The organism is Cellulomonas citrea (assembly GCF_009829685.1).
Lineage (GTDB): Bacteria > Actinomycetota > Actinomycetes > Actinomycetales > Cellulomonadaceae > Cellulomonas > Cellulomonas citrea.
Genome location: NZ_VWSD01000215.1, coordinates 1 through 3448 on the forward strand (window position 1 = coordinate 1; position 3448 = coordinate 3448).

Genomic DNA, 3448 nt, shown 5'->3' on the forward strand with positions numbered 1-3448 from the left:
CGCCCGGCCGCCGCGGCCCGACCGGCTCGAGATCACCTTCCTGCCCGGTCTGGGCGAGGTGGTGCGCGACGAGGTGGTCGAGGTGCTGCGCCCGCCCCGGCCGCCGCGGCCCGTCCCCGGACGCGACGACGCGATCGGGCTCGACCTGCCCGGCTGGGACCGCCGCGTGCTCACGCTGCGCACCGCCGTCGCAGTGTTCGCGAGCCTGCACCTCGACGTGCCCCGGCCGCGGTCCATGGTGAGCGGGGAGCACCTGGGCCGCATCGCCGCGGCCGTCCGCGCCTCGCTCGCACTCGCACCCAGCCGGGCGTTCCGGTTCGAGGCCGCCGGCTCACGCTCTGCGGACTTCACCCGGCTCGGAGCCGAGCTCGCCCAGGTGGTCGGGCTGCCGTACGCCCCCGACGACGGCGAGCTCGTCGTCACGGTGCGCCGCGGTCACGCCGCACACCCCGGCCAGGGCGTCGACCCGGGCTGGGACGTGCTGGTGCGGCTCGGGCCCCGGCCGCTGTCCGCCCGCACCTGGCGTGTCGTCGACTACCCCGGCGCCGCCAACGCGACCATCGCGGCCGCCATGGTCCGGCTGGCCGGTCTGCGACCCACCGACCGGGTGCTCAACCTCATGTGCGGGTCGGGCACGCTCCTCGTCGAACGCCTGCTCGCCGGGCCGGCCGCCACCGCGGTCGGCGTCGACCTGTCCGACGAGGCGCTGGACGCAGCCCGGGCCAACCTCACCGCCGCCGCCGCAGACGCCCGGCTGACCAGGGCCGACGCGACGGACCCGACGGTGCTCGGCGACGAGCGCTTCGACCTGCTGCTGGCAGACCCGCCGTGGGGCACCCTGCACGGCTCGCACGCCGACTCCCCCCGGCTGCACGAAGGTCTGCTCGCCGCCGCCCACCGGCTCGCGGCACCCGGCGCACGGCTCGTCGTGCTCACGCACGAGATCACCGTGATGGAGCACGCCCTGCGGGACGCCGACGGGTTCTGGCGCGCCGACCCCGCCCTGCGGGTGTTCGCCAAGGGGCACCACCCGCGCGTCTACGTGCTGCACCGCCGCTGAGCCCGACGCCGGCCGGAGCACCGCACCCGGGCGGAGGGACCTCGCTCAGTCGCCGTCCTGGGCGGCGACGTACATCGCCGCCGACAACGCGGTGCGGACCCGCTCCTCGAGCGTCGCGTCCGCCGAGGCACCGACCTCGATGCGCCAGCCCCGGTGGTCGACGGAGACGGTCCGGACGGCCGTCGGCTGAGCCGCCGGGCTGCCGCCGCGCGCGACCACCACGCGTTCCCCCGGCAGCCGCTCCCGCAGCACCGTCCAGGCGCCGCCGCCCAGGGTGTCGGTGGCGGTCGAGGCCAGGGCGCACAGCCGCGACAACGCCCCCGGACGCGCCGAGGCGATCGCCGGCAGCGCACGGGAGAGCACCTGCTGCGCGGTCACCATGGGGTCGGCCGTGTCGGGCAGCGCGAGCTGACGACGACGGGCCCGTGCACGCTTGGCCCGGTACTGGGCGAAGTCGGCCGCCCGGAACAGGCTGCTGATCGGCACCCGCTCCCCGATCGAGCTCGCCGCCACGCCCCACGAGATCGCCGCACCGTGCGGCAGCTGGTGCTGGTCCATCGTCGTGACGAGCACGTCCTCGACCGTCCCGCGCGGCCAGCCGGGCACGACGAGGCAGAACTCGTCACCGCCGATCCGGGCCGCGGTCGTGCCCGGCAGGGCGTCGGCGGCATGCCGCAGCACCCCGGCCACGATCCGCAGCAGATCGTCGCCCGCCGCGTGGCCCAGCTCGTCGTTCACCTGCTTGAGGCCGTCGACGTCGCACATCACGATGCAGGTCTCGACCCCGCTGGCCAGCGCCCGCTCGGCCGCCGCATCGGCGACCCGACGGTCGGCCAGCCCGGTGAGCGGGTCCTCGGCGAGCAGGTGGAACACCTGGTGCTCGAAGTCCAGCCGGATCACCGCGGCGGCCGTGAGCGCCGCGAGCATCTCGGTCGCGGCCACGTCCTCGTCGTCGAACTGACCGGTACCACGGGTGACGATGAGCGCGCCCCACACACCACCGTTGACGACGACCGGCGCGCACACCTCGGCCGTCACGCCGAGACGGCCGAGCAGCTCGAGCTCCACCGGGTCACCGAGCTCGACCCCGTCCGCGTCGCCCTCGGCGCGGTGGGCGCGCGAGGGCGTGCGGTCGAGGATCAGCCGGCGCAGCTCAGGCCGGGCGCTGATCCGGGAGATGTCCTCGATCACGACCGCGTGCTCGGCGTCGGTGACCGGCGGCGAGAGCCACAGCGGGCGCGCCTCGTCCTGCTCGATGCGCAGCAGGATGGTCCGCCGGGCGTCCAGGGTCTCGAGCAGGCAGTCGCACGCGACCTGGGACAGCTCGGCCATCCCCCGGCACGCCTCGAGCCGTCGGGCCGAGGCTGCGAGCAGCTGGACCCGGCTCGACGGGGCCCCCACCCCGTCGCCGGGGCGCGCGGTGTCCTGATGTCCGCGCTGGCTCACGCGGACATCATCGACCACGGCGACCGCCCGCAGCTCGGGACCACCCGGGTGTGCACAACCCGGACGGACGGCCTGCGGACTCCGATTCACCCACCTGGGCGATATCGGCCGCACGCCGACCCACCTTGAGCGGGTGAAAAAACTCCGAGCCGATCGGACCTCTGGGACTCAGGCGAGGGTCCGGGGGTAGCGGGGGGCACCCTCGCCGGCCAGACCCAGGACGTGCTCGGCCAGGAACGCCTCGACCACCTGGTACCAGAGCCGCGCGTGCTGCGGTGAGAGCACCCAGTGGTTCTCGTCGGGGAAGTAGAGGAACCGGTGCGGTGTACGCCCCTGCTCGTCGGCGGCCAGCTGGGACCGGGAGAGCAGCTCGTACCAGAGCCGCAGGCCCTCGCCGATCGGCACCCGGTAGTCCTTGTCCCCGTGCACGACGAGCATGGGCGTGCTGATCTGCTCGACGAAGCGGTGCGGGGAGTTCTCGAGCGCCATCTGCTCGGTCATCTCACGCTGCCAGTAGAACGCCGCATCCGTGGTCGGGCCGAACTGGTCGAGCGCCCACAGGCTCGCATGCGTGACGATCGCCCGGAACCGGTCGGTGTGCCCCGCGATCCAGTTGGCCATGTAGCCGCCGAACGACCCGCCCATCGCGCCCGTCCGGGTCTCGTCGATGTCCGCGCGGGCCACCACGGCGTCGGTGACCGCCATGAGGTCCTCGTAGGGTCCGGCGCCCCAGGCGCCCCAGCCGCGCTGGATGAAGTCCTGGCCGTAGCCGGTGGACAGCGCCGGGTCGGGCAGCAGCACCGCGTAGCCGCGGGCCACCAGCAGCCACGGGTTCCAGCGCCACGACCAGGCGTTCCACGAGCCGAGCGGGCCGCCGTGCACCCACAGCAGCAGCGGGGCCGGGTCCTGCGCGCTCGCCCCGGCCGGCAGCGCGAGCCAGCC

General features: G+C 74.9%; 3 protein-coding genes. 1 reads left to right on the top strand and 2 read right to left on the bottom strand.

Translation table 11 applies throughout. From position 1 onward, the window contains the following. A partial coding sequence (locus tag F2B26_RS15180) for a TRM11 family SAM-dependent methyltransferase (RefSeq protein ID WP_159810790.1) occupies positions 1–1060 on the top strand: 1060 nt, incomplete at its 5' end. A gap of 45 nt (positions 1061–1105) precedes the next feature. Here the strand turns inward: F2B26_RS15180 and F2B26_RS15185 are convergent. Together F2B26_RS15185 and F2B26_RS15190 are read right to left on the bottom strand one after the other, a co-directional pair. Further along, a complete protein-coding gene (locus F2B26_RS15185; protein WP_159810792.1) occupies positions 1106–2506 on the bottom strand; it encodes a GGDEF domain-containing protein in 1401 nt (466 codons plus the stop codon). 168 nt (positions 2507–2674) lie between these two features. After that, positions 2675–3448 (bottom strand): alpha/beta hydrolase family protein (locus F2B26_RS15190; RefSeq protein ID WP_159810794.1); only part of this gene is annotated, 774 nt, incomplete at its 5' end.